At 43.3% G+C, this 23,660-nt stretch carries 24 protein-coding genes and 2 tRNA genes; 20 read left to right on the top strand and 6 right to left on the bottom strand.

Annotated features, from left to right (window positions below):
- The first annotated feature begins 1 nt into the window (after position 1).
- The 9 genes from AC58VC_RS10360 (at position 2) to AC58VC_RS10320 (ending at position 11,632) form a co-directional block, all read left to right on the top strand.
- Positions 2 to 925: an ABC transporter ATP-binding protein gene (locus tag AC58VC_RS10360; protein WP_497368689.1), complete on the top strand. Its 924-nt coding sequence runs from the start codon at positions 2 to 4 to the stop codon at positions 923 to 925.
- Positions 922 to 2,394, top strand: a complete 1,473-nt coding sequence (locus AC58VC_RS10355; RefSeq protein ID WP_497368688.1) for an ABC transporter substrate-binding protein — start codon at positions 922 to 924, stop codon at positions 2,392 to 2,394. The genes AC58VC_RS10360 and AC58VC_RS10355 overlap by 4 nt, the downstream gene beginning before the upstream one ends.
- A gap of 52 nt (positions 2,395 to 2,446) precedes the next feature.
- Positions 2,447 to 4,597: a hypothetical protein gene (locus AC58VC_RS10350; protein ID WP_497368687.1), complete on the top strand. Its 2,151-nt coding sequence runs from the start codon at positions 2,447 to 2,449 to the stop codon at positions 4,595 to 4,597.
- Positions 4,598 to 4,884: 287 nt separating this feature from the next.
- Positions 4,885 to 7,992, top strand: coding sequence for an efflux RND transporter permease subunit (locus AC58VC_RS10345; RefSeq protein ID WP_497368686.1), 3,108 nt, complete (start codon positions 4,885 to 4,887; stop codon positions 7,990 to 7,992).
- A gap of 29 nt (positions 7,993 to 8,021) precedes the next feature.
- Positions 8,022 to 9,281 carry an efflux RND transporter periplasmic adaptor subunit gene (locus AC58VC_RS10340; RefSeq protein ID WP_497368685.1) on the top strand — a complete coding sequence of 420 codons (1,260 nt, stop codon included), beginning with the start codon at positions 8,022 to 8,024 and terminating at the stop codon, positions 9,279 to 9,281.
- 24 nt (positions 9,282 to 9,305) lie between these two features.
- On the top strand, positions 9,306 to 11,057 hold the full coding sequence (locus AC58VC_RS10335; RefSeq protein ID WP_497368684.1) for a hypothetical protein: 1,752 nt from the start codon (positions 9,306 to 9,308) through the stop codon (positions 11,055 to 11,057).
- A gap of 159 nt (positions 11,058 to 11,216) precedes the next feature.
- The gene (locus AC58VC_RS10330) at positions 11,217 to 11,381 is read left to right on the top strand and encodes a hypothetical protein (protein WP_164484139.1); all 165 of its coding nucleotides are present in this window, start codon (positions 11,217 to 11,219) and stop codon (positions 11,379 to 11,381) included.
- Between the two features lie 90 nt (positions 11,382 to 11,471).
- Positions 11,472 to 11,548: transfer RNA gene (locus AC58VC_RS10325), tRNA-Met, on the top strand.
- Between the two features lie 10 nt (positions 11,549 to 11,558).
- A tRNA-Ile gene (locus AC58VC_RS10320) sits at positions 11,559 to 11,632 on the top strand.
- 102 nt (positions 11,633 to 11,734) lie between these two features.
- On the opposite strand, the gene AC58VC_RS10315 is transcribed toward AC58VC_RS10320, so the two are convergent.
- Positions 11,735 to 12,232, bottom strand: a complete 498-nt coding sequence (locus tag AC58VC_RS10315; RefSeq protein WP_497368683.1) for a hypothetical protein — start codon at positions 12,230 to 12,232, stop codon at positions 11,735 to 11,737.
- Entirely contained in the window at positions 12,229 to 12,726 is a 498-nt protein-coding gene (locus AC58VC_RS10310; RefSeq protein ID WP_497368682.1) for a hypothetical protein, read from the bottom strand. The genes AC58VC_RS10315 and AC58VC_RS10310 overlap by 4 nt, the downstream gene beginning before the upstream one ends.
- 179 nt (positions 12,727 to 12,905) lie before the next feature.
- Between AC58VC_RS10310 and AC58VC_RS10305 the strand changes: the two genes are divergently transcribed.
- Entirely contained in the window at positions 12,906 to 13,193 is a 288-nt protein-coding gene (locus AC58VC_RS10305; protein WP_497368681.1) for a DUF2277 domain-containing protein, read from the top strand.
- 132 nt (positions 13,194 to 13,325) lie between these two features.
- Positions 13,326 to 14,060 carry a DUF1906 domain-containing protein gene (locus AC58VC_RS10300; protein ID WP_497368680.1) on the top strand — a complete coding sequence of 245 codons (735 nt, stop codon included), beginning with the start codon at positions 13,326 to 13,328 and terminating at the stop codon, positions 14,058 to 14,060.
- Positions 14,061 to 14,108: 48 nt separating this feature from the next.
- Here the strand turns inward: AC58VC_RS10300 and AC58VC_RS10295 are convergent, their stop codons facing one another.
- Positions 14,109 to 15,233 (bottom strand): hypothetical protein, encoded by a 1,125-nt coding sequence (locus AC58VC_RS10295; protein ID WP_497368679.1) that lies wholly within the window; start codon positions 15,231 to 15,233, stop codon positions 14,109 to 14,111.
- 175 nt (positions 15,234 to 15,408) lie between these two features.
- On the opposite strand from AC58VC_RS10295, the gene AC58VC_RS10290 reads away from it, so the two are divergent.
- From AC58VC_RS10290 to AC58VC_RS10265, 6 genes are all read left to right on the top strand, one after another.
- Positions 15,409 to 16,254, top strand: coding sequence for an alpha/beta hydrolase family protein (locus AC58VC_RS10290; RefSeq protein WP_497368678.1), 846 nt, complete (start codon positions 15,409 to 15,411; stop codon positions 16,252 to 16,254).
- A gap of 8 nt (positions 16,255 to 16,262) precedes the next feature.
- Positions 16,263 to 17,603, top strand: coding sequence for a Na+/H+ antiporter NhaC family protein (locus AC58VC_RS10285; protein ID WP_497368677.1), 1,341 nt, complete (start codon positions 16,263 to 16,265; stop codon positions 17,601 to 17,603).
- An 18-nt stretch (positions 17,604 to 17,621) separates the two neighbouring features.
- Positions 17,622 to 18,134: a phosphoesterase gene (locus AC58VC_RS10280; RefSeq protein ID WP_497368676.1), complete on the top strand. Its 513-nt coding sequence runs from the start codon at positions 17,622 to 17,624 to the stop codon at positions 18,132 to 18,134.
- 155 nt (positions 18,135 to 18,289) lie between these two features.
- Complete coding sequence (locus tag AC58VC_RS10275; protein WP_497368675.1) at positions 18,290 to 18,484, top strand: hypothetical protein; 195 nt, start codon at positions 18,290 to 18,292, stop codon at positions 18,482 to 18,484.
- Between the two features lie 382 nt (positions 18,485 to 18,866).
- Positions 18,867 to 19,193, top strand: coding sequence for a hypothetical protein (locus tag AC58VC_RS10270; RefSeq protein WP_497368674.1), 327 nt, complete (start codon positions 18,867 to 18,869; stop codon positions 19,191 to 19,193).
- 371 nt (positions 19,194 to 19,564) lie between these two features.
- Positions 19,565 to 19,774, top strand: coding sequence for a hypothetical protein (locus AC58VC_RS10265; RefSeq protein WP_497368673.1), 210 nt, complete (start codon positions 19,565 to 19,567; stop codon positions 19,772 to 19,774).
- A 44-nt stretch (positions 19,775 to 19,818) separates the two neighbouring features.
- Here AC58VC_RS10265 and AC58VC_RS10260 read toward each other — a convergent pair whose 3' ends face one another.
- Together AC58VC_RS10260 and AC58VC_RS10255 are read right to left on the bottom strand one after the other, a co-directional pair.
- The gene (locus tag AC58VC_RS10260; RefSeq protein ID WP_497368672.1) at positions 19,819 to 20,022 is read right to left on the bottom strand and encodes a hypothetical protein; all 204 of its coding nucleotides are present in this window, start codon (positions 20,020 to 20,022) and stop codon (positions 19,819 to 19,821) included.
- A 15-nt stretch (positions 20,023 to 20,037) separates the two neighbouring features.
- Entirely contained in the window at positions 20,038 to 20,388 is a 351-nt protein-coding gene (locus AC58VC_RS10255) for a DUF898 family protein (protein WP_497368671.1), read from the bottom strand.
- Positions 20,389 to 20,773: 385 nt separating this feature from the next.
- Between AC58VC_RS10255 and AC58VC_RS10250 the strand changes: the two genes are divergently transcribed.
- From AC58VC_RS10250 to AC58VC_RS10240, 3 genes are all read left to right on the top strand, one after another.
- Positions 20,774 to 21,103, top strand: a complete 330-nt coding sequence (locus AC58VC_RS10250; RefSeq protein WP_497368670.1) for an S-Ena type endospore appendage — start codon at positions 20,774 to 20,776, stop codon at positions 21,101 to 21,103.
- A 105-nt stretch (positions 21,104 to 21,208) separates the two neighbouring features.
- The gene (locus AC58VC_RS10245; RefSeq protein ID WP_497368669.1) at positions 21,209 to 21,550 is read left to right on the top strand and encodes an S-Ena type endospore appendage; all 342 of its coding nucleotides are present in this window, start codon (positions 21,209 to 21,211) and stop codon (positions 21,548 to 21,550) included.
- Between the two features lie 682 nt (positions 21,551 to 22,232).
- Complete coding sequence (locus AC58VC_RS10240; RefSeq protein WP_497368668.1) at positions 22,233 to 22,670, top strand: hypothetical protein; 438 nt, start codon at positions 22,233 to 22,235, stop codon at positions 22,668 to 22,670.
- A gap of 176 nt (positions 22,671 to 22,846) precedes the next feature.
- Here AC58VC_RS10240 and AC58VC_RS10235 read toward each other — a convergent pair whose 3' ends face one another.
- Positions 22,847 to 23,467, bottom strand: a complete 621-nt coding sequence (locus AC58VC_RS10235; protein WP_497368667.1) for an S-Ena type endospore appendage — start codon at positions 23,465 to 23,467, stop codon at positions 22,847 to 22,849.
- Positions 23,468 to 23,660 lie beyond the last annotated feature (193 nt).

The following is a 23,660-nucleotide window of genomic DNA, read 5'->3' as shown; positions in this document are numbered from 1 at the left end:
AATGATAACTTGTGAAGGCTTAGTCAAAATTTATAAATCAGACGAAGTAGAAGTTGTCGCTTTGCAAGGTTTGAACATCCAAGTTGACGCTGGTGAGCTCATGGCCATTATCGGGAACAGCGGAAGCGGCAAGTCTACATTGTTGAACATCTTAGGTGGTCTAGATCGTCCTTCTGCAGGTCAAGTGAAAGTTGGCGATTGGGATTTGTTGAAAATCACAGATAAGCAGCTGGTCGAATACAAAAGGCATACTGTCGGCTTCATCTGGCAAAATAATGCCCGAAATCTCGTTTCCTATTTGACTGCGCTCGAAAATGTAGAAATGCCGATGATGCTCAGCGGGAAGTATGATCCCGCCTATGCCAAGCAATTGCTGGAATGGGTTGGGCTTAGCCATCGGCTGAACAATAAACTACAAGAGCTGTCAGGAGGCGAACAGCAGCGTGTAGCCATTGCCATTTCACTTGCAAACCGTCCAAGGCTGCTGCTCGCCGATGAACCTACGGGGTCCGTAGATTCGAAAACAGCGGATATGATACTCAATATTTTTCAGCGTCTGAATAAAGAATTGGGTGTTACGATTGTCATCGTTACCCATGATTTATCCATGGCTGGGAAAGTGGGCCGAGTCGTTGCCATCAGGGATGGCATGACTAGCTCAGAGTTTATTGCGCGAAGCCCGTCGCTTGTTGGCACTACCGGTATGGCAGGCGGGCTTGCGAATAAGGATCATGAAGAATTCGTTGTATTGGACCGAGCAGGACGCTTGCAAGTACCAAAAGCTTATCTGAATGCTTTGCAAATCGAAGGTAAAGCAACGATGGAGTTTGATGGGGAGAAAATTATGATTAAAGCACCGAAAGCCATACCGGCTTATGGGGGCAAGGAAAAGAATTCACATGCTGACGGAGGTAAATCGAAATGAAATCAATTACACGTAAAATGGTCGCTACATCTTTGACCCTGGCCATGGTCGTACCCCTTGCAGCAGCTTGTACAAAGGGGGAGAAAGCTGACGATCAACAGGAACGGGTGCTCAAGATCGCTACATCCATGGGTTTCGGCGATGATGAGTATTTCAGACAACAGTTTACGGAAATTTTTGAGTTCGCTAACCCGAATATTAAGATTGAAATGATTCCAACGATGGATGACAAGTATCGGTACGGCGGCGTACAGCCTGGCGAGAAAATGCCAGATCCAATGGAGAAGCTGAAAGAGGTTATGCAGGGCGATAATCCTCCGGATGTTGTGATGGTCGGTTATGAGCAGTTACCGGACATTATTGAAAGCAACATGCTGACTCAACTGGATCCGCTAATTACCAAAGATAAATTCGATACAACTGGAATTGTACCTGCTGTCATTGATGGTATCAAAAATGCAGGCAGCGGCAAGTTGTATGCACTTGCGCCAACGTTCTCGTCCTCTGCTTTGATTTATAATAAGAAAATGTTCACGGATGCTGGGGTTGATTTTCCGAAAGATGGTATGACGTGGGATGAGATTTTTGACCTTTCCAAACGACTTACCAAAGGGGAAGGGGAAAACCGTTTGAATGGGTTCTCATTCTCGACGCAAGCTCAAGGTGATTTGTTCTATGGTATGCAAATGTACACGGCTCCCCTTCAACTCAAAATGTTTGATGATGCTGGAGAGAAGATGACCGTAGACACGGATCAATGGGAAAAAGTATGGACGAAAATGGCGCAGCTGCAAAAAGATAATGTCTTCCCTGAGCTTATGGATCCACAAAAGGGGATGAATCGCAAATTCGATCAAGAAAATCCCTTTGCCTATGACGATTTCATGTCGAACCGCTTGGCGATGGGAATTATCAATTATGGTCAAATTCAACAAATTACGAATGCGAATAAGAACGCTGCTAGCTACAAAGGGTTTACACCAATTGACTGGGATGTTGTAACGATTCCTTCTCATCCTGAAGCTAAAGGAGTTGGCGGTTCCATTTATATGAATGGTATAATGGGGATTAACGCGAAAGCGCAGAATCCAGAAGATGCCTGGAAGTTCATTAAATTCGTGAATGGCGATGACTGGGCTAAATTGAAATCATACAGCTCTTATAACTTAGTTGCACGCTCCAAGTATTTGAAGCCCAAAGACGGCTTGGACTTCCACATGGAAGCATTTTACAATGTCATTCCTGCGCCGTCTGATAATAACATGAAGATTTATCGTGATAAGCCGAACATTTATCAAGTCCAAGAAATTGGGCACCAAATGTTTAACAGTGTTTTACAAGGAAAAACGACAGCTCGTGAGGGGCTCAAAGAGTGGCAAACCCAAGGCGACGCGATGTTGAAGCAAATGAAGGAAAATCCAGGTGAACCGCCGAAACCAATGACTATGCAAGCTGTGCCTGCTGGTTAAATAGCACAAATGTATGCTGACAGTTACATCAATGAAGGAGGCAAAACACAACATGAAGATCAGGTTCGGTTATAAATATGCGGCTACTATTGCTTTGTCTGCTACGATGGCCTTCGGTGCCATGACGCCTGTTTGGGCAGATGGCACTCCAACCGCCATAACAATGGCGATAGGTAAGGTGCCGATTACGAATAACAGCTATTTCGAATTAAAGCAAATTCACGTTTTACCTGATCAAAGCGGAAAGATCGCGACTTTTACGATTTCCATTCATAATGAAGGCAGCAGTGAACTGCAATTTATTGATTACTGGGCTAGGTTGAAAAGCAAATCAGGCGATCAATACTCTGCGCGATTGCTACCAGCTGACAAGGATAAGAACCGGGTAGCCCCCGGTTCTACAACCGATTTAACGTTCTATGCGACGGTGAACCCAAGTACGAACCTGCAGGACCTCGTTGTTCAATTCATCAAGTGGGATTTTAGCCAAACGAATTTCGAACGGGTGCTTGGAGAAGTAGCAGTACCAGATAATTATACAGACGTCATTCCTTCTGATGGTACTGGCACCATTTCTGTTGGCGGTGTTGAAGTACATGCATCTATTAAAAAGTTCATCAGCAACAAAAATGAGAAATATCATGTTCCCACGGTTTACTTGACGCTAGAGAATGCAGGTAGTCACGCTGTTACTATTCCAGCTTATTTATTCTCTATAAGGACGCAGGATGGGCTCTTGTATCCATTGGAAGCCAAAGGACTGAAAGATTTGAAAATTAATCCAAAAGAGAGCAAAGAAATTCAGCTCTCCGGTTCCATTCCAGTAGCGGTAACCGCGGATGCTTGGCAGCTGGCTGTTGCGGACACGATCGCGGATTTGAAACTTAATGTAGCGGTAGCGAATTTTCAACTTCCGACAGTAAGTTCTCAAGAAGGTGGATCCATTGGCAAAGAGTATTCTTTCACCAATAAGTCTGGCGTTTACACGGCTCAGCTAGGCGGTCTTCATCGTCTTCCCTGGGAGGACCAAGATCTATTGACAGCCGATTTGGTTCTTAGCAACAAGGGAGATGAGTCGCTGCCAATTCCAAAGTTGTCTGGATATTTCCTGCTGGATGATGCGGTCAAAATCGATGCGAAGCTTATTCAGACAGCTAAAGTGATTGGACTTGGTGCGGGTACAAGTGTTAACTTGCAGCTTGCCGGCAAATTACCGTATACGTATGAATTTTCTCAAGTGAAGCTTGTACTCCAAGAGAATGAGGGAGAGGCACCGGCTACGGGGACAGAGACTACGAGCACTACAGCAACTGACGTGCTGGAGTTCTCGACACAAGCCGAGCTTCAAGCAGTTCCTTCTATTGGACTGGGCGAATCCTACACATCGACAGACGTCGGGCGCAAAGCGAAATATGCGATTAGGAACGTATCGACCTATGAGGACAAAACAAGTATTATGTATTCAGCTATAGTCGAGGTGACGAACCTAGAGAAAAGATTTACGAACGCTTCCAAGCTTGTCGCGAATTTCAGGTCACCAGACGGGACGGTATTCCCAGCTTCTGTTGCGGAAGTGAAGAACAAAATTTCTCCATCAGGAAAAGCGCTGCTTAATGTTTGGGTACCTGTACCAAAAGGTTTTTCTACTGAGAATATGAATTTGCTCCTTGGTGAAGCCGTTACGGAAGGTAAACTGTCGGAAGGCGACAAGGCTGTAGCTGATTCCTATGTAAATCCAGTTGCTTATTCACTTCCAGCGGAGAATACGAAAGTGGCAACTACGCTTAAAGATGTGGATTTATTCCCTTACACCATCAGCATTGATAAAATTGGGACGAGTATTGAGAATAAAGTATTTACACTCAAATTCAACTACGAGTTAACGAAAGAGAAGTTGACCGAAATTAATACCGAAGGCCATAACTTATTGCTCGTGTTTGAGGATGGCGGCGGAATTAAACGTTTTGAGAAAAGATTCGATTTCAAAGACTTTGACGTCTTCAATGGAGATTCCACGGAGGATGAGGATACGAAGATTCGACTTGGGAAAAGAGAGAATTTCAAAATCTCGATCCCGGATGAAGGCCTTATTTTTAATACAAAATTCCTAGAAAAATATACACTTAGTGTATACGACGAATTCCAAGGGCAACGAAAATTGGTTGCTTCTCAGAAAGCGGATTGGTTTATTACAACAGAATAAACATACTTCAAAGGGTTGTCTCAAATGGTCTGTAAAAACCGATGAGCAGCCCTTTTTTTGCGTTCAGTCATAAGAAGTCATAATTGGATTGCCCTATATATGACCAATATATGACTGAAATATGACTTCACTCACCTGTTTTTATACAAGTCGCGATATATAATAAATCCAGATCGAAAAAAACATAAAATTTCCAATACTATTTTATGTTTTGTTAAGAAATTCCAAGTATGATGGTTTAGTGAGCGTATCAGAGTATTAAAGCTGGTGATAGGGGAGAAGTGAGAATGATCAAGTTAACCGAGTTTTCAATGAAAAATGTAGCAGCAATTTTCATCCTCATGCTGCTGTTGGTCGTAGGTGGGACGTATTCCACAACGACGCTCAAGGTAGAAAGTTTTCCAGATATTACTTTTCCGGTCGTCATTGTAAGTACTACATACGTAGCGCCTCCGAAGGATGTGCTAGACGAGATTACGAAGCCTCTCGAAAAGGCGGTTGCAGGATTAGACGGGCTAAAAACGCTCAGCTCAAGCTCGCAGGATAATTACTCACAAATTATTTTGGAACTGGATCAGGATAAGAAGCCTGAAGACGTGAAGAAAGACGTTGAGAGCCTTATCTCCAATGTGAAGCTTCCACAAGGCTCTGAGAAGCCGAAAGTGTTAACAGCTGGATTCGCTTCCGAACCGGTTTACTACTTAGCCGTGTACGGCGACGAGAGTATGAACCAAGCAGAGCTAGATAACGCGTACAAGGATACAATTTTACCAGGCTTAAATGGGCTTAAAGGGATCGACCATGTAGACTCTGTTGGTAACCAGGACGCAGTGCTCACGATTAAGTTGGATGCGCCAGCGATTAACAATTACGGTTTAACGCCGGCAGATGTTTCTGGATCCATTAAGGCAGCATTGGTATCTAGCCCAGCAGGAACAGTGGATTTCAATGGTAATCAGCAGATGGTTCGTGTGAAAGGCGAAATGGATACCATCTACAATTTAGACAATTTAAAAATCACTACGAAAACAGGCGATACGCTACTTCTTAAGCAAATTGCCAAAGTTGAAGCCATTAGCGAATCCAAGTTTATTGCCAGATTAGACGATAAACCAGCGATCGGTGTGCTTCTGTACAAAACCAAAGCAGCGAATGCCGTTGAATTTGCAGACAGTGCAGATAAGTTAATGGCAGAATGGACACAGACACTGCCTGGTGTGAAATTCCACAAAATTTATAATTCAGCCAACGATATCAAAGATTCTATTCATGGAATGGTGCAGGAAGGCGGTTTAGGCGCAATTCTGGCATCTGTTATGATCTTGCTGTTCCTTCGTAATATACGCATGACACTCATCGTACTCGTTTCCATTCCTCTATCCATTCTCGTCACGTTGTTAGTCATGGGACCACTCGGTATTTCACTGAATATCATGACGCTTGGCGGTATGGCGATTGCCGTTGGTAGGGTAGTTGACGACAGTATCGTTGTAATTGAAAATATTTATAGTCAACTGCAAGTTGCACAGCAGCGTAACGAATCCGTTATTCGATTAGCAACGAAACAAGTATCGAGTGCGATTACTTCTTCAACCATTACAACAGTTGGTGTATTTGGTCCGATCGGCTTCGTAAGCGGGGTTGTCGGCGAAGTCTTCCGTCCTTTTGCAATTACGCTGGTTGTAGCCCTACTATCTTCCTTAATTGTTGCTTTAACTGTTATTCCAATGTTGGCGAAGCTAATGGTGCTTAATTCCAAAAAACTTACCAATCACGATGAGCATCATGTTGGGCCTATGGGTGAGAAATATAAAAAAGCGCTCATCTGGTCTCTGAATAACCGCATTAAAACGCTTTTGATAGCCGGAGTTGCCCTTATTCTTTCTATTATGATTACCGTTCCGAATTTAGCGGTGGCTTTCATGCCAAACAGTGAAGCTGTAAAACAAGGTGCCATTGATATAAAAATGCCTCGCGAAACATCCATTGAGATGATGAATGAAAAATCCAAAGAGCTCGAAAAAGATTTGAAGCAGCATAAAGACAAATTAGGCAATCCTGCTTTCAAGTATATAGAGTCTCTAGTTGGTTATAACCAAAGCAGCGACAGGTATGCGTATAGAGCAATGATGTTCTTTGAACTAACCGCAGACACGGATGCGACAGAGGCTGTCAAAACCTACAAAGAAGACATGCTGAAATTGATGCCGCCTGGCTCGGAAGTCAACATCCAGTTGTTTACCGGTGGGCCTCCAACATCAACAGGTGCTGACTTTGCCTACTCACTCAAAGGTGATGACCAGCTGTATCTCCAGCAAGCCGCACAGATGGTGAAAGATAAGCTGAAAGAATTTCCAGAACTGAATGATATCAAAGATAGTTTGAGTGATTCCAAAACCGAAGTCGAGATTACAGTGGATCAAAATAAAGCGCGTTTATATGGACTATCTTCCGCACAAATTTTGCAAGTTGTTAACTCTTGGATTGCGGAAGAAAAGCTAGGAGATTTGAAGTTTAACAATGTTACCTATGCAACCAAAGTTATGCTCAATCCGATTTATAAAAACTCCGTTGATAAACTAGGCACATTTTTGATTAAAACGCCAACGGGTCAAACCATTCAGTTAAATGAAGTCTCTCGTATTGAGCAAATTGACGCACCAAACAGCATTAGTCGTGAAGATGAAGAACAAATTGTAAGTGTAAGTGCCAAAATTGAAAGCACGGATAAAGGTGGCGTGAGCCAAAAAATAACGGCTGAATTGGCGAAGTTGGAGCTGCCGTCTGGTGTCTCTCGTGAAGTCAAAGGGGTTTCCGATGATATTAACAGAAGCTTTATGCAAATGTTTATCGCGATCTTTGCATCCATCTTCATTGTTTACATCGTCATGGTAATCGCATTTGGTAACGCACGAGCGCCTCTGGCTATTCTTTTCTCACTTCCGCTTGCGGCAATTGGGGGACTTCTAGGGCTCCTAATTACGGGAGAATCCATCAATGTTACCTCACTCATCGGGTTCCTCATGTTGATCGGTATCGTTGTAACGAACGCAATTGTACTCGTAGACCGTGTACAGCAGCTTAGGGAGCAAGACTATTCCATTCGCGATGCACTTATTGAGGCAGGAATTACACGTTTAAGACCAATCATTATGACGGCAGGCGCAACGATTATTGCTCTCTTGCCACTGGGATTAGGCTTATCCAAAGGAACCATTATCTCCAAAGGATTGGCGGTCGTTGTTATTGGGGGTCTTACGACTTCAACGTTGTTAACACTTGTTATTGTACCGATTATGTATGAGTTTTTATTTAAAAAGAAAGATCGCCGTTGGTTCAATAGAAAAGGGAAATCATCCATACAATCGGAGCAAGCACCATCTGCGCTTCAATAAGCTGAATTGGGGAAAAGGAGAAATTGAATATGAAACGTCAGTTGTTTACGATTAAGCAAAGTGCCAAGTTATTCGGTGTCGTCGCGCTTAGCGCGGCGATAATCGCAGGATGTTCCGCAACACCTGCTGCAAGTCCGAGTGCAACACCGGCGAACGCTGCCGAGCAAGGGGTTAAGGTCGTGAAAACGGCTAAAATTGCCAAACAAAAGATTGGTAATCCCGTGGAGCAAGTAGGAGACGTTGTCTCTTCCGTCCAATTGGATGTGGTAGCAAAGTCAGGTGGGGAAGTTATTGAAATTCTTAAGAAACGTGGAGATAAAGTTGAAAAAGGCGATGTGCTGTTCCGCTTGGATCCGACCGATGTTTTGATTCAAAAAGACTTGAACACTGTGAGCATAAAAGGAGCCCAGGCCGGGCTTGTCGAAGCTAAACAGAAGACAGCCAATGGCATCGCAGATGCCAAAGACGCGGTTTCCAAATTAGAGACAGCCGTTAGCGATCTTGAGAAGGCCTATAACAAGGCTCGTAATGAATACGATCTAGGTACAGCAACGAAAACACAGCTAGAACAGGCCGAAACAGCGTTAACGAATATGAAGAAAGATCTGGAGAGCGCACGTAGATCGCTGAAAACTGCGCAAGAAACGAATTCACTTGCACAAGTGGAAACTAGCCTAGAGTCAGCACAGGTTAGCGCGCGCAGCATTGATAGAACACTAAGTAATCTCGATGTTAAAGCGCCTGCATCAGGTGTGCTAACGGATCTCAACGTGACAGTTGGTGAAACTTTAGCACCAGGCGGCCGTGTAGGCGAAGTACAGCAGACGAATCCGGTTAAAATTAAATCCCAACTGACCGAAGCATCGGCGGCTCTTGTTCGGGGTAAAGGCGAATTAGTTTTCTACATACCAGATGTTACGGACAAAGCCAGCGCTAAAGTAACGTATTTATCTGATGTGATCAATGGTCAATCCAAGGCTTATGATCTGGAGTTAGAGGTTCCGAATCCTGATGGCAAGTTGAAACCGGGTTCCAAGGCTCAAGTCGAGCTTACCAAAGATGATGAACAAATCGTACCGGTTATCCCGAGTCTTAGCATCGTCCGCGAAGGCGGCGACAGCTATGTTTATATTGTGAACGGTGAAACGGTTCAAAAACGCAAGGTTGAACTTGGACGTTTAAATGAAACGAACCAAGAAGTGTTATCTGGTGTTAAGGAAGGCGAGATGCTAGTGATTTCCGGACAGCACCAGCTAAAAGATCAAGATAAAATTAAAGTGAGCAACTAGCACGAGCTCAAGGAGGAGAACTACGTGAATAAGAAAATGAAGAGATCGCTGGCCACCATTGTACTATCCGCTGCACTTTTAACTACCGCTTCTTTTCCTGCATGGGCTGCGGAGGGTGTGAGCTCGGCAGTTTTCGCTCAAACGAGCACGAACACCAGCTATTCACTGACAGATAAAGTTGAAGTGGAGATCAAAAGCATACTCAACGAGCATGAATCGGATACAACGAAGCTAGGAGCAGTCGTTCGTATTAAAAATACGACGGATAAAATAACGCGTGTACCTGATTTTGAATTGCGTGTTCGTATGGCGGATGGTATTGAATATACGCTGCAGCCAAGTGCCAAAAATCCGAAGTCTATTCTACCGAAGACGCAGCAAGAGCTTAGTTATCTGACGAACGTAGAACGTAGTGATGATGCTGAACTTAGCACGCTTAGCTTTGTAGATGTTGATTTGGAAGTGTATCCAAAAAAAGAAACAACACTGCTGAGTGTACCGGTTGACGCGGCTCTTGTGTGGAATGGTAGCGACAGCACGATCACCAAGTCCTCCGCAATTCTGAAGTGGGGAGAGCCTTTCACACTGCCATCTCTGAGGTCATCTGTAGGTTTCATCCCAGTGGATATCCATAAGGAAATCTCGGCCAAAGGCGTGTCAACGGTTGTGCAGATTCAAGTAGTGAACCCAACGAATGAACGTCAAACGGTTCCGAATTTCGGAATCGATGGCAAAACAGAAAGTAAGGTATATTCTGGAAATCGTGCGGAGGCTTCCGTAGTGCTTGATCCAGGTGAGAAAAAATATATCCATGTCGTCATCCCAACCGATTTGGACGCAGAATTCACGAGTTTGAATGTCGTGACGCCAGAGAGTTTCTTCGCCTCGCAGGGCGATGGCAAAATGGAAGAAGATACGTACCGTGTAGGGCGTGCGAACATTTTACTGCCTATCGGAGCAGCGACACAAGGCGTTATTCCAGCTCCAGCCTACACGTTAGGAACACCGGTCAAGCTGGATTCAACGAATAAATTTGTGCCATCCAATGTCGATGTATCGCTTGTTGAGCTGCACGTCACAAACAATGAAGACGATGGATTCAATACGGCAGTTGCCAAATTTAAACTAACGAATAACAGTGACCGTCCGGTCCCTATTCCAGCGATTCAAACCGAGCTCGTAAGTAAAGACGGTTATGCTTATGGAGGCAGAAGACAAGAGGCAACAGCGCTTAGTGTTGTTCCTAAGGCTTCTTATGTTGTGAGCTATTCCTATGCGCTTCCTGCTTCAGAAACAGGCGAGGGCTTGAAGATGAACCTGTACAGCCAGCAAGCTAGTGGTGAGACAACGTACAAATCGTTGCTCGCAACAGCAAAAGTACCGGTTCAGGCTAACGATATAACGAGCAAAGTTCTAAACGTATATCCTTATGAGATCAATATTAAGGATTGGAGTATCTCAGCGATTTATCAAGCTTCCTTGACGTATGATTACAAGTTGAAGCTGGAACTGGACATCCAACCGGATAAACAAGTGACTGTGGATAAGTATAACAACAAGCTTTCCTTCGAATTATTCGATAAAGTGGGCAATCCCGTTGGAAAAACGACGAAAGACTTATCAGGCGAAGGCAGATTGTACAGTGGTACGAACACGATTGACTTAAGTGCGAGATCCGGTCAACTGGATTTTCCGATTCAAGTTAAAGTATATGAGACTTTTACGAACGAATACGGAGAAACGGTTAAACGATTCCTGACATCATTCAAACAATAATCGTTTATTGAATAAATCGCTTGGTGGTGCATAAAGCACTACTAAGCGATTTATTTGTTTTTATCGTGCTGTCAGGATGTTCATAAGGAGGGACTCATAAGTATGTCCTGTTTTGGATAAGATAGGTTTATCGATTTTATTTAAAACGGAGTGATTGCGATGAACTGGATATATTGGGCGAAATTATATGATTCCAAGTTTCAAGCGGGCTGTCTGGCGAAAAGGATGGAAGAAGACTGGTGGATTTACGGGTATGAGTGTCCACAAGAAGTAGAAGTTTTTAAGTCGAAAAAGGGACGTTTCGGCGTTCGTTACAATACGTAATTGCCAGTATTTTATCTAAAAATTAACGCTTGACTTACCACTCGCGCTTAGTGTATATTTATTTTTGTCGCTGTTGAGCGGCACACATGACGCGGGGTGGAGCAGCTCGGTAGCTCGTCGGGCTCATAACCCGAAGGCCGCAGGTTCAAATCCTGCCCCCGCAACCAAATTTTATTTGGGCCTATAGCTCAGTTGGTTAGAGCGGTCGGCTCATAACCGATTGGTCGGGGGTTCGAGTCCCTCTGGGCCCATAGCAGTGAAACCCTTGAAATATAAGGGTTTTTATTATTTCTGGATATGAAACAAGCCTCTCATTCTCATCGTAGTTTGATGAAAATGAGGGGCTTGTTTTTTTAAAACCTACCGAAATTCTTGCGTATGAACTTTAGCATGCCGATATTCATCAGGTATACGGCAATATACACAGGGAAGGAATAGACCAGCCTCCAGCCTTTGTAGTGAAACACTTCAGCCCATACGGCTAGTCCCTCTAGGCCAGTTGTAATTAGGGCACAGACAATTAAATACAAGACGAATTTCATCCCTTTTAAATTCCAACGATCATAGAAGTAAATGATCACATAGGCGGAAGGTGGGTAGCAGAACAAGTATAAAATGACGTCAAACCATTCGTACTTGATAGAGTCATTGACATCATACAAATCCAGTGGCGTCGTGGCTATGCTCAAATCGACCACAAGTCCAAGGTAGAAGTTGAACAGGAACACATACCAAATTACGATCGACGGAAAACGCCGTTTTAAAAGCAGCATAACCAACATGGATGCCAGCGAGGCGGCAATAATGAACCATTCGTTTCGATCAAAGGGTTCGGGTGGGAGTAATATCATGATGCGCTACCTCCATTCTTACGTAATGGATATAGCCGCAATAGCCTGTCGAACAGCTCAGTCAGCATCAGAATTCCAGCGTAGAGCAGAACGTTATATAGTCCTTTCCAACCCGTATAATGCAAGCAACCGAGGCTTTTAAATAGGAATGTTAAAAAGGATAATACGAGAGCCCAAATAATTATGCTTAGTAGACGACTTCCCCGCATTCCCTTCGCATTTGTCATGAAGTAAAAATGCCAAGCTATTATCATCGGAAAAATAATAATTTGACTGATTCTCATAAGAATAACGTCCATCGGATGTTCGGATATATTTTTTAAATTCAAATTGATATCAATAATATAGATGGACTGCTGCAGCAAGACCGAGGCGAACATAATGATTGCCGTCAGCTCTACGACATGAAGCCGCTGCTGCAGTCTAGGCCATGAGAAGATCAAGAAGACGATCTCAAGGAATAGAATCAAGCTTAAGATAAATGCAACAAACATCGCTGTCCTCTTTCATAATTAGACTATATTGGTAAAGTATTTGTGCACTGCGATATTTTTATGCTTTTAAATTTTATTTCGTAAATTAGTTGGTTAGAGTGGTCGACTCATGTTATTTTATTTTTATGACATATGCTTACGTTCAACAATTCAAAAAAAAATGCAAAGGAGCTGCTTGAATGTGCCGTAATATTAAGCCGCTTTTTAATTTCAACCCAGTTGCTACAGATGCTGAGATTCAGGCGGCCTCTTTACAATTTGTTAGAAAGATTTCGGGTTTCACTGCACCTTCCAAGGCCAATGAGGAAGCTTTCAACCGAGCGGTAAGCGAGGTGGCGCTGGCTGCACGTCAATTGATGGATACACTCGTCACCCATGCAGAGCCGCGCGATCGAGAAATCGAAATCGAACGTGCGCGCGCTAGAAACGCCAAACGATTCGGAACAGTAAAAAAACTGGATTCCTAACAATAAGGCTTTTACCTTCATAGGTAAGAGCCTTTTGTTACTTTCCTTTAATAAGCAACTCATTTGAAGTGTAGCAATCTATTGTCTACGAGCATATGATGTAACAAACTAGTAGAAATTAGGTGATAGAAAGTGACCAAAGGTTTTGATTGTTCAACGCCTTTAACGGCGCAAACCGCCGCTGCTTTCGTCAAAGATGGCTACTCGTTTGTGGCCAGATATCTCGTCCCGAGCGGGTATAAGGCTTTAACGAAAAGTGAAGCGGAGCGAATTAGCCAAGCAGGTTTGGAAATCGTATCTGTTTTCGAAACTACGGCAAATCGAGCTCTCGGCGGAAGAAGTGCAGGATTAGCTGACGGAGCTACCGCGGTACAGGTGGCTCATCAACTGGGACAGCCCGCAGGAAGCTGTATATATTTTGCCGTTGATTTTGACGCGACAAGCGCTCAAATGGCAACGATAATTGCATACATCCGAGCGGCAAGTGAAGCGACTCCGGAGTATACCACTGGGGTATATGGATCGTATGCAGTTATGGAAGCCGTGAAGAAGGCAGGGGCCTGCTCACGGTTTTGGCAAACCTACGCCTGGAGCGGCGGTAAAAAATCCACCTTTATTAACATTTATCAATATTTGAATGATGTTTCAGAGAATGGCATTCAAATCGATCATGACGAATCTTACGGCAGTGAAGGCTGGTGGAACACGCTGACGCCAGTGACTTATCCACTCTCTACGCATGATGCCAATGTAATCATACCTTTTCTGTCTGCTGGCTATGAGGCCACAACTTCGGTTCCAGCTCGAGCGGAATTCAATCGCCTAGCGAATGAGCTGCGCAAAGCTTCTGGTCAGCCGCAGCAATAAAATCAAGCCCGTTAACTCTCGTTTCATGTGAGAGTTAACGGGCTTTTGTCATTGCATGACCGCGCTGCGAATGTACCAGCGCGAATCAAGCGATGCTCTTTCGAGCCGAAAGAGCATACGCCTGTGTGCAGGCGCGGAAGCACGTGCCGGTGTAACCGTAACGTCGACCGCAGCCTCAAGCTCAAGGAGCTGGGACACGTCCCGCTCCGGGAACTTGGACAGGCGGCGCATGCTTCGCACATGCATCGCCTGCTCTTGCCCTGTGGTGACCTGCAGCAGCTGCAGGTCACCTTGATTGGCGCCGCTGATCCAGACGTCGATCAGCGCCCAAGGCGAAAGCTTGCTGATGTAGGACGTCAGCAAGCCGGCTGCCCGGTGCACCATGACCTGGTGCGCCGGATCCGAGGAGCGGGAGCCATGCGTCACGCTCCCGAGGAAGTGAATGCAGAAATGACCATCGAAGTCATTTCCGGGAATGCCGTCTCCGCCATGCGGCATGCCGTGCATGGAGCCAGCCAGCGTGCGGCCGTTAAACCTGACGAGGACCGCTTTGCGATCCCAGCTCCAGGCGCCGCCGTAAATGGTTTTGAGCGTCGCTGAGTCACTCTTCGTCAGCGGTTGGACATCCGCATGGCTCGAGCCTGCGCGTCGCTGTCCTTCAAAGCTAAGACCGCTTTCCACGTCGGTTATCGTGAATTTGCTATATTTAGGGATGACCTCGCTTGCGTCTTCCCAAGTCAGGATTTCGCCATAGTGCTGAGCTCTAAGCGCTTGAACTTGTGTGCGGAGCGCTTCTTGCACGCCAGTCGAGACTGGATAGATGGATTTGGTCATAGGATCAACCAATTCCCCGTTTACCGTGACGCCGTAGTTAACCGTCTGCCCTTTTTTATGATAAATGAGGGTGGTATCCGGCGGTAATGCTTCGGCATACGAAGCCCCTGCAGTCAGTTGCTCAAGTTCTCGCTGTAATTTTTTATTCTCAAAAGATGATTCTGATCGGTAGGCGGCATGTGGTGATGCTTGGACGACCAGCAGAAAGGTATTTGTACTCACTGTTTCTGGGTAGCTGAGGGCTTGGCCGAAAGGACATAACAGACCAATGGACATCACTGAAAGCAGCAGGGTGCAGATCAACGTTCGGAGCAAGCGAGTTGCTCGGGCATCATGCATAGGTAAGCTTCCTCCTGAATTGATTTTAGTGGCGGTCCACATTTGCGTTGCAGGATGAAACGCCATAGTCAAGTTTTTACTAATTGCCATAAATTTATGAACAATTCATCGTCTCCTGCTGTCTGAATAACATTTGTGTTAAAATATAGCAGTACTTAGGAGAGGGAGGTAACTTATGCAACCAAGTGAAGGTAAAGCATTTGAACTACATATAGGAGAGAATCGGATTGTCAGAGGTGATTTCTATGAAGCGGCGTCACAGCCGGCTCTGGGGACGATTATTATTTGCCATGGATACAAAGGTTTTAAAAACTGGGGCATGTTTCCACACGTGGCGCAATCTTTGGCAGCTGATGTAAACGTGATGGCAATCAATTTCTCTCACAATGGCGTTGGAGCGGACTTGCTTGAATTTACAGAGCTTGAGAAGTTCGCACGCGATACCTATTCCAGGGATCTTGAAGATTTGGATGCCGTTGTGAGAGAGATTCGGCGGAATGAAAGTTTTGCTGGTGCTGCTGCTGCGGAGAAACCGATCTTGCTTATGGGCCATAGCAGAGGGGCAGGGGTGTGCTTAATCTATGCGCTCGATCATCCCGATCATATTGCGGGTGTGATTAGCTGGAATGGCATTTCGAATGTCGATCTGCTGACAGAGGATAATAAAAAAGAGATGCGCACAGCAGGAAGAACATATACGTTAAACGGTCGCACGAAGCAAAATATGCCGTTAGATCTCGAGATCCTTGAAGATATGGAAAGCAATAGTGAGCGTTTCAATATTATAGGTAGAATTAGCGGCGCAGCGTTCCCAATTGCGTTAATTCAAGGAACCGAGGATGGAGAGCGGCTAATTCGAGGCTCAAAACAGCTGGTAGAACAAAATTCATCCATCCAGTGGATCCGAATTCCTGGGGGGAATCATACCTTTGGTTCTGTACATCCTTATCAAGGAGAGTCTGAAGCACTTAAACAAGCCATCGAAGAGACCACGAAAACGATTCGAGAGATGTTAGGATAAAATGACACATGTTAACGAATAGACAACTTGGCGTAACGATACTTATTACCATTCTTGGACTCGCTGCCTCATATGTGCTTCATATCGCTCTGGCGATTGGTTTTTCATTTGGACTGATAACATTGGTAGTCATCGTCTGGCGGGGCGGAGCTGCCTTCAGGGGCATTCTAGGAAGCATGTGGGCGGGTGTCAAACATACCAAAGAGGTTATGTGGATTCTCGCATTAGTCGGCGTTGTTATCCCAACATGGACAGCCAGCGGAACGATCCCCTATATGATCGATTTAGGACTTCGAATTGTGGATCCAAGTTTCTTTCTTACTTTTTCGTTTGTTCTATCCGTTTGTATTTCTATGCTGCTTGGCACCTCAACGGGAACGCTAAGCTCGGTTGGAATCCCACTAATTGGCCTTGCTTTACTGCTCCAAATCCCATTGCCGATGGTTGCAGGGGCGCTTGTATCCGGTGCTTTTGTTGGCGACCGGACTTCACCTTTTTCAAGTGCGAACCGTCTTGTAGCATCTTCTACAGGTGTTTCCGTCAAAGACTTATTTAAAGCGTTGCTGCCAACCACGATTGGGGCTGGATGTATTACATTCGCTTTTTTCTTGTTTTGCGACATGAGCGGCGAGTGGCATCAAGGGGAAAAAAATTTGCTTCGTGAGCAATTTGGAACTGGTTTTAACTATAGCATTTGGTTGCTATTGCCTGTGCTCCTATTACTACTTTCGATTCTGCTAAGATTTAAAACAAGAACCGGATTTCTCATTTCCATCGCTAGTGCAATAGGAATTGGCGTTATTTTTCAAGGAGTTACTTGGCATGAGTGGCTGCATGCGATGTGGTTTGGTTTTCATTCCAGTATGTTTGATTCGCTGCAAACCAAAGGTTTGTTCGACATGGTTGAGTTAATTGTACTTATTGGACTTGCCGGAGCGTTCAACGGCATTTTGGAGGAAAATCGTGTATTAGAGGCCTATATGCAAAAATTATTGGGTGGGAGCTCTACTTCCTTATTTGCTGCCACTTTTCGAACTGGCTTATTTGGCTTAGGCCTTGGCATGGTTTCGTGCACGCAAACCCTCCCGATCATGATGTCAGGCAGGAGTTTGCTGCCCTTCTGGGAAGAACGCTTCCCGCGAAGTCAGCTTGCCAGAGTTGTTGCAGATTCTAGCCTGATTTTAGCTGCCATGATTCCTTGGAATATGCTGGCTATTGTATGTGGAACCATTGTTGGAGTGCCCGTCGAGCAATACGTTGGTTATGCGCCATTTCTTTGGGCTTTGCCACTATGTACCTTAATTTGGTCGTACGGGTGGAGGGACCGTGTGAAAGTCGTCGGAAATTGAATCGAAGGAGTTGTGAAAATGTCTACGACTTATTTTATTTCAGATCATCATTTCGGTCATAAAAACATCATTGACTTCGAAAACAGACCCTTCTCAGATGTTGACGAAATGACAGCGAATATGATTGCTAAATGGAATGCTGTTGTCCGTAATGAGGACAAAGTTTTTCATCTAGGTGACTTTTCTTTTTTTAATAAAGAACGCACTCAGGAAATTGTTTCACAGCTGAATGGGTACAAAATCCTTATCCTCGGTAATCACGATCGGGGGAGAACGAGGACCTGGTGGCTTGATGTTGGATTCGATGAGGTAAGTGAGTATCCTCTCATATATATGAATTTCTTTTTTCTTTCGCATGAGCCAATGTATATGAATAAACAAATGCCCTATTTGAATGTTCATGGTCATATTCATGGTCAGAAGTATGAGGGGCGGCATTATTACAATGTAAGTGTGGAACAATTGGATTATACACCTGTTTCTTTTGAGCAGATTCGTGATTCGGTTGTGGTGGATGAGGAGCAGGCGTAAAAGTAGAAGCCACAGCTGATTATGCTGTGAACACTTATAAGAGTAAGCACCTGAAATGATTCGGGTGCTTTTCTGTGTCTGGTATTGATGATGCAAGTTTTAATGTTTATAAAAGGTGGGAATAATGAAATTAATTGTTCGAGGAGGTTGAACTTATGTTAAACGATAATAATACTTATTTAAACGAAGGTGAAATCGAAATCATTTTGAATGCCATTGACTTATCGAAGGATGCCTTGCTGAAGGTGTATACGAAGGATTGGCTTGAAACAAGAATTAGTGACATAACAAATAAGCTGGATGCCCAACAGAAGGAACTTGAACGGAATAGAAGTGAATTATACGAATGAATAGAAGCCCGTGGGAAAGTATCCCCGGGCTTTTATTTTTTTTGAAACCACCAAAATTCAATATCAGTAGTTATAATCAGTAGCCATACATCTACTTTTTCTTTTTTCTGCTGCCTTGATTTGGTTTGTTATCTTTTTGATCTTTTAAGTGATTTTCTTGTTGTTGGTTGTTTTCTGACATGATAGTTGGCCACCTTTAGAGTTATTTTGAAGCACTCATATTGTGTGCATTTGAGGCAGAGGCAATTCCTGCGGAGATTTTAACATGAATGCTCTGGTGGGAGCCTTTTTTTGCTTCTGACGATTGATGCATGTAAAATATTCTTAAAGGACTTGAGAAAAGAAAGTCTGGACTTTAATAAAGTTTTAGGAGGATTCTTGTATGCCGCTATTGTCATCGTTTAAATTGCCTTGTGGGACGAAGAATAATTACCCAGAGAAACTGGACTACTTAACTCGAAAAGGGAAAGTAGTCATTTTCCACTCTCCTTCTTCCAAAGTAAAGAAAGCATATATTGTTTCTCCCAAACATAAAGGTGTAGAACTTATTGTTGAAGGGTCTCCCTTAGACATTGCTAATTTTTATGAAAGTATTGATCTTGATGAACATGAAATCAATGATATTAATGGTGTGTTTGTATATAAATTGGCTGAATCCAGGGAAGATTTTGATAAAGCGATTGAAAAATTCGTTGAAAAGGAAGGGTGAAATACAGTTTCCAGAGCATAGAAGATAGCCATATGAAAAGCCGTAGGTGTGTTTCCTGCGGCTAAAACTTATTAAATTATTTTATAGCATTCTTGCTGGGATTAACGTCAGGAGCTCGTCAAGACTCCAACCAATAAAAGCAATATACGCCGGTATTTGGCACTGCTATAAAAAGGTCAGGTCATGCTACAGCAAGACTTACTCTTGATACTTACAATCATTACTTCTAAGCATGCAAAAAGAGACTGCTGATAATTTTCAGGAAAATACTTTTCAGTAATGAAGCGTACTGAGTCTATTGCATTTATGTAAAGTAGTTCTTGCAAGGTATGTTATAATAAATAAAACTATCAAAATTAGGAGTTGTGTGGATGGATAATAGCCAGCTTAACCGACTTGAGGAAATGCTTGGCACATTAAAAAAAATGGTCGGGGAGAACAACGGTAGATTGAAATCGTCTGATTGGGCAAAGAGTGCCGTTGAAGCTGCTGTAAGATGCAATTTAATCGATTCCCCAGATGGTCGTAGTCACGATTTTTATAGTCTACTAACGGTTTTCCACCGAAAAGGACTCATTTAAACAAAAAAGCCCTCTTTCCCTAATCAAAGGGATTGAGGGCTTTTTTATTTGAATAATTTCTTGATCAAGCTGAAAATATCAAACGTTGTTCGGTTATATACCTTGTTGTACGCAGCTTTCTTCGGGTTTCTAAGCCATCCAAAGCCACGCGGCATTTTTATACCCATTCGATGCACGATCTGTCTCTTCAGGCTTGTGCGTGCGGCGATCCGTTTCTTTAGACTAGGCGTTCGTAATCCTAATTTCAAAGGAGCAACTCCCTATCATCTAAAAGTCGTATGCTTTGTTTTCCATTTTTCTAAAGCGATGAATAACCAGAATCCATAAATGCCTAGTGTAATGATTGAGAGAAGCCACCATTTGATCCAATTTCCAAACAACCCCATTGCGGTACCATTAAATTGAAGCCTTCTGCCATTTACAACGGTATGTTCAATTTTCCATTTATAAATCTTCGTCAAACTCCAAGGGTAGCAAATTCCCAATGTTATCACTGTTACAAAAGCACCTAAAATACTCCATCCTATGTACTGAAGAAGTCCACCATCAAAATGGGAATTTAGTTCTACTCGCTCACTTTGTTGTCCTGCATTTACATTCATTACGACACTCATGCTGATCAGCCTACCCTTTTAGAAAGTTTCTCCATCGGTTGAAGTAATTGCTAAATATTTTGTCGTATTTAGTTTAACAGGTCTAGGTATTTTTTACCATACAAAATGATACCTAACCTGATTGGAGAGGGACATATGTATAAAATTCGATATTTTATACATATGTCCATGTGATCGTTCAACTACCGGGCGGTTTAGTGTGGCAGATGGGATAGCAGCCGGATCACCTGCACTAGATCCGGCTCAATATACTTTATGTAGCCTGAAGCATTCAATCCACCCAAAATTTCATCTATAGGACAACCGTTTATTCCATACCTATGTTCCATTCATATAATATAAAGTTTTGATATTGTAGGATATTCATAATGGAGGGGATTGTATAATGTGTGGCTCAACTGGTGGATGTTGTCCTCCTGCACAAATGTTCCAAGAACAAATCTGTGGTAATTTTAATGGACCTTTAGCAGGAGAGAACGTATGGAGTGCTCCTGCTGGAGCTTATTTTTCAGGAACTTTTCAATTATTCAACTCAGCATCGAGCACAGCGACAGTTAATGCAGCAGGGAGCGCTACTCCCGCTATTGGTTTAAGTCCAGCTCAAGGAAATACTGACTCCCAATCAGTTAATAATCCTACCAGTTTTACAATTTCAGCAGCCCTCGGGGATAGCGGTACGTATTGTATCACTCTATATAAACGTGTACTCGCGTAGTGTAAGGATTGCAAGTTGTCTAGCTTTATATTATCTTTTTGGCCCGGCCGGCACGGATTCATTGTCATGATATTGTAGGATATTCATAGTGGAGGGGATTGTATAATGTGTGGTTCAACTGGATTAGGTGGTGGATGCTGTCCTTCTGCACAAATATTCCAAGAACAAATTTGTGGTAACTTTAACGGACCCTTAGGGGGAATCGGCGAAGTATGGAGTGCCCCTGCTGGAGCTTATTTTTCTGGAACCTTTCAATTATTTAACTCAGCTTCCAGTACAGCGACGGTTAATGCAACAGGGACTGCTACTCCACCTATTGCTATAAGTGCAACTCAAGGAAATACTGACTCCCAATCAGTTAATAATCCTACCAGTTTTACAATTTCAGCAGTCCTCGGGGATAGCGGTACGTATTGTATCACTCTATATAAACGTGTACTATTGTAGTGTAAGGATTGCAAGTTGTCTAGCTTTTATATTATCTTTTTGGCCACCGGCCGGCAAGGATTCATTTTCATATAGAAGTTTATTTTTTCAATTAGCATAGTTTTATCTTTACTAATTCCTTTATTCCTTTAAATCTTAATATTATGTCCGATAAAAAACCTTCTCAAAAGTACAAAAAAGGCTCCTATAAAGCCATTTTCTTTTTCCTTGGTCGTTTTTCGACGGAAACGGGAAGTGGTAAATAGGGCCTTTTTGTTTGTTTAACACGTTGTTACACAGCTGCCGTGGTAAGATTCTCACAAAATAAGAGGTTTTATGCATTCATATGTCTTGTTCAAGTAGTGCTCATTTGAGTAGAACCAGCATTATCCAACAGATTCTTTGAAACTACCACTCGTTATCCGAACCGTCATCTCTAGTAATACCAAAATAATGTGAAAAATATGCCAATTGCCAAAGTACTAGTGCATGTCCCCGAACATCTTAATTTGCATATTATAATTATATAATATGTCTGTTTTCGGTCGTGACTTGCGTCAAGTCTTCCTGGTTGGGACTCTTTCTACCATTTAGGGGTATTTAACAGGCGTGATATAAAATTAACTTGAAGGTTGTGATTTTGGTGTGTCAGAGAATGTATCTAAGTAACTCCCGTTGTTCTTGTTGCCACGGATGTACAGGTATGATGACAGTCGCGACATTAAACTTTGCAGATTTTTATGCGTTGATGCCTTCTGATAACGCAGCAACAGTTGCTCCCGGTACAGACGTAAGTTTCCCGCAAAATGGACCTACTAGTGGAAATGTTATTACCCGTACTGGAACCAGTACTTTTAAGTTATCCTCAATTGGCACTTATCAGGTCTTGTTTCAGGTGAGTGTGACCGAAGCAGGCCAACTGATTTTAACTCTCAATGGCGTTGACCTAGCCTATACGGTGGCCGGGCGAGCAACGGGTACTTCTCAGATAATAGGAATGGCTCTTGTGCAAACAACAGTCATCAATTCAATACTCACTGTACGAAACCCTGCTGGCAATCCCGCGGCACTAACCATCACTCCTCTCGCTGGAGGAACAAGGCCTGTTTCAGCACACCTTGTTATTACGCAAATCGCATAGAGGGGAAATAGAATCGTAAGCATTAAATAGCCCCCACCTGTTCAACAAGATGAGGGCTATGGTAGCCAGTTTTAACTTCCAATAACAAAGGGATAGCAGCTTGAACCAATGGAACTTGGGGATGGACGGCTTGAGATCGACAATAAATAACAAATGGGATTTTTCTTAAAAGGTGGTTAACTTCGATAATATAGAGTTAAACAGAATTTTCCACTGCATGTTGCCCCTGAGTCACCTTCACAACTTATTTGAAGGCTAGTTATAGATCGCAAAGTTACTGCTTTGGTTTGATCTCTATCCGTGATGGTAAATAAGGTTATATCTGGTATGCCATCGCCGTTCGTATCTGCTTTGACAGTCATAGTGCATTCACTGGAATTAATCACTGTAACTGATCCGTATTGAATAGAAGTAAGATCAATGGATCTCCAGTATTCTACAAATTCACCGTTACATTTTTGTTGTATAAGCCCACATATTTCATTCTTTATAAGATCATTTTTCGGAGATTCTGGAGGTATAGGGGGCGTGCATATTTCCTTTTGTTCTATCTTCTCGATCCGTGTCAATTCGCGGGGGTAAATCTGTTTAGGGAATTTAAATAATGTACAAAACGATTTGCGTTTCTTTTTCTTTCTCCTACAATATCGAAATGGTGGACATGCCCGACAAGAACCAGAACGCCGTGATTTTTTCTTAGGTGATGAACATGGTCGGGATGCTGCGGCGGGAGTACCTTTAGCGCATCGTCTCTTGGGAATATTTTTCTCCCCCACTGTTATCCCCCCCCCTCGCATTAATCTGATTCTTCATATTACGTCGATACCACTTCGTTTGCAATTTATTCCAGAAAAATGTACTCTTGGAATGATTAGCTTTTGCTTTATAAGTTGGGTTGAGCTAACTGGGAACGATAGTTCAAAAAACCAGGGAGCAGATGCCGCGGCAACTGCCCTTTTTGTTTAAAGTGAATGTTTGTTAGACACGGAT

This window comes from Paenibacillus sp. J22R67, assembly GCF_059692175.1.
The sequence above is the reverse complement of the archived record's forward strand: the minus strand, read 5'-3'. Positions and strand labels throughout refer to the sequence as shown.

Coding starts and splice junctions, on each gene's coding strand:
- AC58VC_RS10330 (WP_164484139.1), top strand. CDS start 11,217: ATGAACTGGATATATTGGGCGAAATTATATGATTCCAAGTTTCAAGCG.
- AC58VC_RS10240 (WP_497368668.1), top strand. CDS start 22,233: ATGATGACAGTCGCGACATTAAACTTTGCAGATTTTTATGCGTTGATG.
- AC58VC_RS10265 (WP_497368673.1), top strand. CDS start 19,565: ATGGATAATAGCCAGCTTAACCGACTTGAGGAAATGCTTGGCACATTA.
- AC58VC_RS10270 (WP_497368674.1), top strand. CDS start 18,867: ATGCCGCTATTGTCATCGTTTAAATTGCCTTGTGGGACGAAGAATAAT.
- AC58VC_RS10285 (WP_497368677.1), top strand. CDS start 16,263: ATGTTAACGAATAGACAACTTGGCGTAACGATACTTATTACCATTCTT.
- AC58VC_RS10290 (WP_497368678.1), top strand. CDS start 15,409: ATGCAACCAAGTGAAGGTAAAGCATTTGAACTACATATAGGAGAGAAT.
- AC58VC_RS10350 (WP_497368687.1), top strand. CDS start 2,447: ATGAAGATCAGGTTCGGTTATAAATATGCGGCTACTATTGCTTTGTCT.
- AC58VC_RS10345 (WP_497368686.1), top strand. CDS start 4,885: ATGATCAAGTTAACCGAGTTTTCAATGAAAAATGTAGCAGCAATTTTC.
- AC58VC_RS10315 (WP_497368683.1), bottom strand. CDS start 12,232: ATGATATTACTCCCACCCGAACCCTTTGATCGAAACGAATGGTTCATT.
- AC58VC_RS10360 (WP_497368689.1), top strand. CDS start 2: ATGATAACTTGTGAAGGCTTAGTCAAAATTTATAAATCAGACGAAGTA.
- AC58VC_RS10250 (WP_497368670.1), top strand. CDS start 20,774: ATGTGTGGCTCAACTGGTGGATGTTGTCCTCCTGCACAAATGTTCCAA.
- AC58VC_RS10340 (WP_497368685.1), top strand. CDS start 8,022: ATGAAACGTCAGTTGTTTACGATTAAGCAAAGTGCCAAGTTATTCGGT.
- AC58VC_RS10255 (WP_497368671.1), bottom strand. CDS start 20,388: ATGAGTGTCGTAATGAATGTAAATGCAGGACAACAAAGTGAGCGAGTA.
- AC58VC_RS10355 (WP_497368688.1), top strand. CDS start 922: ATGAAATCAATTACACGTAAAATGGTCGCTACATCTTTGACCCTGGCC.
- AC58VC_RS10245 (WP_497368669.1), top strand. CDS start 21,209: ATGTGTGGTTCAACTGGATTAGGTGGTGGATGCTGTCCTTCTGCACAA.
- AC58VC_RS10280 (WP_497368676.1), top strand. CDS start 17,622: ATGTCTACGACTTATTTTATTTCAGATCATCATTTCGGTCATAAAAAC.
- AC58VC_RS10310 (WP_497368682.1), bottom strand. CDS start 12,726: ATGTTTGTTGCATTTATCTTAAGCTTGATTCTATTCCTTGAGATCGTC.
- AC58VC_RS10275 (WP_497368675.1), top strand. CDS start 18,290: ATGTTAAACGATAATAATACTTATTTAAACGAAGGTGAAATCGAAATC.
- AC58VC_RS10305 (WP_497368681.1), top strand. CDS start 12,906: ATGTGCCGTAATATTAAGCCGCTTTTTAATTTCAACCCAGTTGCTACA.
- AC58VC_RS10295 (WP_497368679.1), bottom strand. CDS start 15,233: ATGCATGATGCCCGAGCAACTCGCTTGCTCCGAACGTTGATCTGCACC.
- AC58VC_RS10235 (WP_497368667.1), bottom strand. CDS start 23,467: ATGCGAGGGGGGGGGATAACAGTGGGGGAGAAAAATATTCCCAAGAGA.